Raw genomic sequence first — 5,836 nt, 5'->3', positions numbered from 1 at the left:
GGCACACTCGGGACTTGCACCCGCTAGAGCCCGCCCATGGCGGGCAAACTAAAAAGACAAACAAAAGTGCCTAAGCACCTTGTTTGTCCTTATCTACTACTATTCTTTTGGATCATATTTTCCAACAGAACCCATATAAACAACAAATTCATTTTCCTTTTCGTTGGAAGGTTCTGTATCTAAGCCTAACAAAGCATCTGCAAGTGCTTGATCATATGCACCGATACCACAGGTTCCGCAACCAATCGCTTCACATGCCAAGTATAAATTTTGACCCACATGTCCTAGATCAATTAAGCTGTATTTTTGAGCCTTGTTTGTATAACGCCATTCAGTACGATATGGAATTGCTGTCCAAACAAAGGTTACTGCACAGGTTCCAACAAAAGTTTGTCCACAGCATGCCTCTGATACTCTATCCATCTGATTTTCAAGAGAACCTAAGAATTCTAATCTATGCTCAGTTGCTACATAATGGTATCTTCCTGGTTCCAGTCCCTCAACATTATTTACAAAGAGATATGTTTCAAAGGGATGTCTTGCTCCAGCGGATGGAACAGTTCGAATTGTTGCTTTGTTTTTTTTGCCTACGATGTTTTTAACACCTTGCGTTGTCCAAAGTAAAAAAGATAGTTCTTTTAACGTTAACGATTTATTATTATAAGTTCTTCTACTAGTTCTTTGGTTCATAATATCAAAAAAGCTATTATTAATTACAACATCTTCAAAACCTTTCGGTAAAGTAATTGACTTTGCACTAATATAGGCCTTATCCATGGATGGTTGTGGTAACCCTTGTTGCTGATCAGATGCTATATCTTCCTCCAGTGCTGTATACCCTTTCATAACTTCTCTTAAATTAATGATATCCATATTCATCTCCTAGCAGATTTAAATACCTGCTTTTCTCCTTTTTATTTTATGTAAAGTCTTTCCTCTTTTAAGGAATCATGGAATATAATGCGAAAAATCATATTCCTATTATCTTATATTAACACATATCTATTCTGTAATTTCTATCAGATTTCCATCTGGGTCCTTCACAACTGCTTCATAATAATTATCTCCAGTCACTCTTTGTTCCGACACAATAGAATAACCATCTTCTCTTAATCTTATAACAAGTTCATCCACTTTCCCACGATTTCCAACAGAAAATGCTATGTGATGAAGACCAACTGCAGGTGAAGCATTCGATTCTGCTAACGACGTTAAAGTCATTAACTCAAGTTTCGTACCACCTCCAAAGGATAGAAAGTAACTCTCAAAGCCTTGATTTCGTTTGCTTTGGTATTTCTCATTACTTGTCATACCAAAGTTGATCTCATAAAATGCTCGCAAGCGTTCCAAGTCTTTTGTATAAATTCCAATATGCGCTAACATGCAACTTCTCCTCTCGCATTTATAATCATAAAACATGCAAAACATTTATCCAGCGAACCAAAAATAAGCTATATACCTGCTATAATATGTCTCTATATCAGTAACTATACACTTTTTCCCTTTTACTCTCAATATCTACAATAGCACATATCACTAAGCAGATGCAATAAGGATAACAGAGTATGGGTTTATCACTTTTTAGTGGGCATACAGAATTTTAACCGATTAGACTGCGCCCATATGGACGTACCTAAAAAGGAGCTGTCGCAAAATGATTCTTCATTAGCAACTTGCAGAATATAAAACAGTATTTATAACAAAAAAGGCACCTTGAAATGGCCTTTAAATACCAAATCAAGCTACCTTTATTGTACATTATTTTTAGTGAGCTATTTTGCGACAATCTCTTTCCCTTGCAAATATAAGGATGTACATCCTTCCTACACTCTCTATATTCTTTATTAATATAAGTCCATTCATAAGAGGATAAGTGATAACAAGGATTAACACCTACTAGCCTAATACTTACTCATATCTAACGTAGTCTACTTCTGCATAACCTCCACCATTTACCGTAGTATCATGGTTACAGAAGACACCATTTTTAACGCCTACCCATCTTCCCGCTTTGGAATTAATCGTAAATGCTTCCTTATATTCTTCTCCATCAAGACTATAAGACATTGTAACTGTCTCCTTTGGAACATGCTTTACTTGAATATCCATTTCCATATTATCTACATGTCCTACACACTTCACTTCATATTTAAAGAATACTGTTTTTTCACTTTCTTTATAATCACCTTCTACTAACGGAATGCTTACTCTATTCTGATCTGCATAGGAAACATCACAATCAAAGTTTTGGATTCCTGTAATCTTCTCCAGTGAATAAGAACCATTCTTTTTACTGATTGCCATAGCACTATATTCCATACCTAAGGATACAATTCCTGCTGTATCTCCATCCTGTAATCCCGAAAAACTCATTTTAGTGATACAAGAAAATTCAGGTGCTGGCCACTTTTGTAGAAGAAGGTTACGATAATCACTGATAGGACGTTGTGGTACAGAAGGTACTGCATTCAATTTGATTTTTGAATTGCCTAATTCATACCAACCAACGTCTGGATTCGCATTCCACTGCCACTGTAATCCAAGTCTATTTCCTTCAAATTCATCTGTAGTATCTGGCTCGCATACTGGATATGATGGATTATTCTTAAGTTCTTCCTCTGTCTTACCAATGTCAGGCTTCTTATATTCCATCACTGGTTCGCCGTAATCATTTCCCGCTTTATTCACGCCTATAATTGGCCATTCATTTTCCCAATGCATTGGCTGAAGATGAACAATTCTTCCTGCTGCATATACATCTTGAAAATGTAAAAACCAGTCTTCCCCTGTAACCGTATCAACCCAAGCACCTTGATGAGGTCCGTTAACAAGAGTATCTCCCTGTCTCATCACAACTTTGTGCTCGTAAGGGCCAAATACATTCTTAGAACGAAGCACTAACTGCCAGCCTGTCTTTACGCCACCTGCTGGTGCAAAAATATAATACCATCCATTTTTTTTATGCATCTTAGGACCTTCTGCTGTCACATTCCCATTGGTATCACCATCAAAGATCCTAACTTCTTCCCCGATAAGTCCCATACCATCTGGCTGCATCTCCACCATGTGAAGAACGCTCTTATATCCAATACGGCTCTTTGCCACACCTGCAACAAGATACGCTTTTCCATCTTCATCCCAGAATGGACATGGATCAATCCAGCCTGCACCTGGTCTAATATTTACAGGCTCACTCCACTTTCCAAATGGATCTTTGGTTGTAGTCATATAGATTCCCTCATCTGGCATTGGGAAACATACATAATAGGTTCCTTCATGATATCGGATGGAAGGTGCCCATACACCGCATCCATGCATTGGATTTCTATATCGGAACTCTGGAATTTTATCTAAGACATAATTCACTACTTTCCAGTTTACAAGATCCTTAGAATGTAGTAATGGTAAAGCTGGTGCATTGCAAAAACTTGATGCAACCATAAAATAATCGTCACCAACTCTAATTGCGTCTGGATCAGAATAATCTGCATAAAGTAATGGATTCCTATAGTTGCCATTTTCTAAATCTGCTATCCACATAAAAGTCCTCCAAATTCGCCTACGTATAATTAATTTAATCACTATACTATATTACACTATAGATCTAAAATTATCTATAGTCGATGCAAAAATTTGATTAAATCATAAAAAATTAGTAGTTTTCTACCGAAAAAATTAAGGCTTCTGCTTCTCACTGTGAACAACAGTAAAAACAAAAGCCCTAAATACCTAATTAACCTTTTAAATCCATATATTTGGATACTTTTAAGTTTCTTCTGGATAATACTTTCTTAATCTTATTTCTTGCCTTTGCAGTACTACCACTGCCAGAAAGGAAAAATAAATCAACTTCTTTTCCTGATGGTATCAGATCAACAATACTATTAAATGCTGGTGCAGGAAATCCCGCCCAGATAGGTGCTCCGATGATGATATGGTCATAGTTCGAAAAATCCACGTTAACCTCATCAATCTTTGTACTACTCTGTCTTCTCGCTTGAACGCATCCTTGTAAGTAAGCATTCAATCTTGATCTTTTCTTAGCCTCTTTAACTTCCACTAAAGCTGCGTTGTACTTTTTGGCTTGTTTTTCTGCCATCTCTTTCGTATGTCCGGTTAATGAATAATACATGATAAGCGTCTTTGCATTCGTTTTCATCTTAGTGCCACGCTTCCTTTCATACAGATTCTAATTTTTATCGAAACAAAAATCAAGTTTCGATAATCGTAAGTTCTATTATCCCTCTACATAATAGTCGTTTCTCACCGAAAATGTTTAGTCAGCTATGATTTGCCTTGTCCCTCTAAAACTGCCTAATCCTTATGTAACTCGTTGAATGAACCATTCATAATGACCACAAAGTTACTTATTAGATTGTTCATTCATCTAAGCTTAGACACTTAAACCCACGAAAGATGTTTTAAATAAAATTTCTTACTCACTAAAAAACATGCCTGCTTAGTAAGCTGGATATTTGTGATGAGGATAGCAGACACAAACAATCCTTGAAAATCCAGTGTAAGACATAAAAATACTTAGGCAATGCTTTTTTGCACCTCAGAATTTCTTCTCACACTTAAAATCATGCTTTAATCAGTATACTTTCTTCGTAGGATTAATATTAAACTCGTCATATTCTAACTTAAATAGTAATTCGTAATTAGCGCACTACACAAATTGTAGATTTTTCCTTTTACGTAGATTCCCTTTACGATTGTTTTCCTTCTAAAGCAGCTACTACAGCAGGTTTACATGAATTTTTTCCTTTACTGAAGCTTCTTCCCTGGAGCGATCGCAACGGTTACTTTGACCTTACCGTTTAACTGTACGGCAATTTCAATCGTAGATTCTATGGTTTTCTCTTTGTCCCAACTTGGCCATTCACTCTGATATAAATGTCCTGGGAACTTCATGATTTCCCAACGTTCTTATGTAATATGAGAAGCAACTGGATTCATTAATTGAATTAATGTCATAAATTCTGCCTTGGAAACCTTGCCTTCGTTACTCCATGCTGCACTTAAATCGAAATCTCCAATGTACATTTCTTAAGTACGAAGGGTATCTGCACCAAATTCTTTTACAATATCATCTGGGTTAATAGTATTACCACGAAACTTAGACATCTTCTCATTGTTCTCACCTAATATCATACCATAAGATATTCTTTTTTGATATGGTTCAGGTGTATTAACTAAGCCTTAACCATAAAAAAATTTATGCCACAATCTTAGTAGAGTAAGTGTAAGGTTGTATGACTTCCAAACAGGAATGGGGTGGCATATAGGTATTCCGAAGAAAGCGTGTTAGCTTTCGGAGGATTACCTATATGCCACCCCATTCCGTCTAATGTTTACAGTCCCCTACCCTTGATTCGCCCAATCCGCTGGATACGTTACATAAATAAATCTAGCATAATTCGGAACAGAAAACTTAATGGAAGACCCCTTAGGAATCAAGATTAATTCCCCTGCGTTTGCAGTTACTGACTTCCCATTAATCACAATACTTAAAGTACCTTCAATAACATAATCAATTTCATCATAATTGAGTGTCCAGTCAAAAGTCGTTTCCTTCATCTCCATAATTCCACAACCTAATCTAGGACTCTCTTCTAATGAAAATAAATCCTTAGTATACACCACATCACCGGGTTTTCCAGTATCCATTAAATCATTTTGTGAAACCCGAATAGTTGGAACTTTTACAGAAATAATTCCTTCTTTTAATTTATTTCTACGAAGATCCGCGGAACTAAGTTTCTCCTTTAAGATCTCACGTATCATATCCTCAATTGTTGAACGATTTACTTCCATGTGCCTATTCCTTTCGTTA

General features: G+C 36.3%; 7 protein-coding genes. All 7 read right to left on the bottom strand.

Annotated elements, in window-relative coordinates:
* Nucleotides 1-99: 99 nt before the first annotated feature.
* Nucleotides 100-873, bottom strand: a complete 774-nt coding sequence (locus RTP52_RS11450; protein WP_312371388.1) for a SagB/ThcOx family dehydrogenase — start codon at nucleotides 871-873, stop codon at nucleotides 100-102.
* Between the two features lie 129 nt (nucleotides 874-1,002).
* Complete coding sequence (locus tag RTP52_RS11445; protein ID WP_312371385.1) at nucleotides 1,003-1,383, bottom strand: VOC family protein; 381 nt, start codon at nucleotides 1,381-1,383, stop codon at nucleotides 1,003-1,005.
* Nucleotides 1,384-1,908: 525 nt separating this feature from the next.
* Complete coding sequence (locus tag RTP52_RS11440; RefSeq protein ID WP_312371383.1) at nucleotides 1,909-3,540, bottom strand: glycoside hydrolase family 43 protein; 1,632 nt, start codon at nucleotides 3,538-3,540, stop codon at nucleotides 1,909-1,911.
* Between the two features lie 193 nt (nucleotides 3,541-3,733).
* The gene (locus tag RTP52_RS11435) at nucleotides 3,734-4,159 is read right to left on the bottom strand and encodes a flavodoxin family protein (protein ID WP_312107499.1); all 426 of its coding nucleotides are present in this window, start codon (nucleotides 4,157-4,159) and stop codon (nucleotides 3,734-3,736) included.
* Nucleotides 4,160-4,767: 608 nt separating this feature from the next.
* The gene (locus RTP52_RS11430) at nucleotides 4,768-4,914 is read right to left on the bottom strand and encodes a hypothetical protein (protein ID WP_312107501.1); all 147 of its coding nucleotides are present in this window, start codon (nucleotides 4,912-4,914) and stop codon (nucleotides 4,768-4,770) included.
* A gap of 135 nt (nucleotides 4,915-5,049) precedes the next feature.
* The gene (locus RTP52_RS11425; RefSeq protein WP_312371380.1) at nucleotides 5,050-5,154 is read right to left on the bottom strand and encodes a class I tRNA ligase family protein; all 105 of its coding nucleotides are present in this window, start codon (nucleotides 5,152-5,154) and stop codon (nucleotides 5,050-5,052) included.
* Between the two features lie 210 nt (nucleotides 5,155-5,364).
* The coding region (locus tag RTP52_RS11420) for a cupin domain-containing protein (RefSeq protein WP_331661404.1) at nucleotides 5,365-5,836 on the bottom strand (472 nt) is incomplete at its 5' end.

It is taken from the genome of Lachnoclostridium sp., from assembly GCF_031997925.1.
Classification (GTDB): Bacteria; Bacillota; Clostridia; order Lachnospirales; family Lachnospiraceae; genus Lachnoclostridium.
The sequence above is the reverse complement of the archived record's forward strand: the minus strand, read 5'-3'. Positions and strand labels throughout refer to the sequence as shown.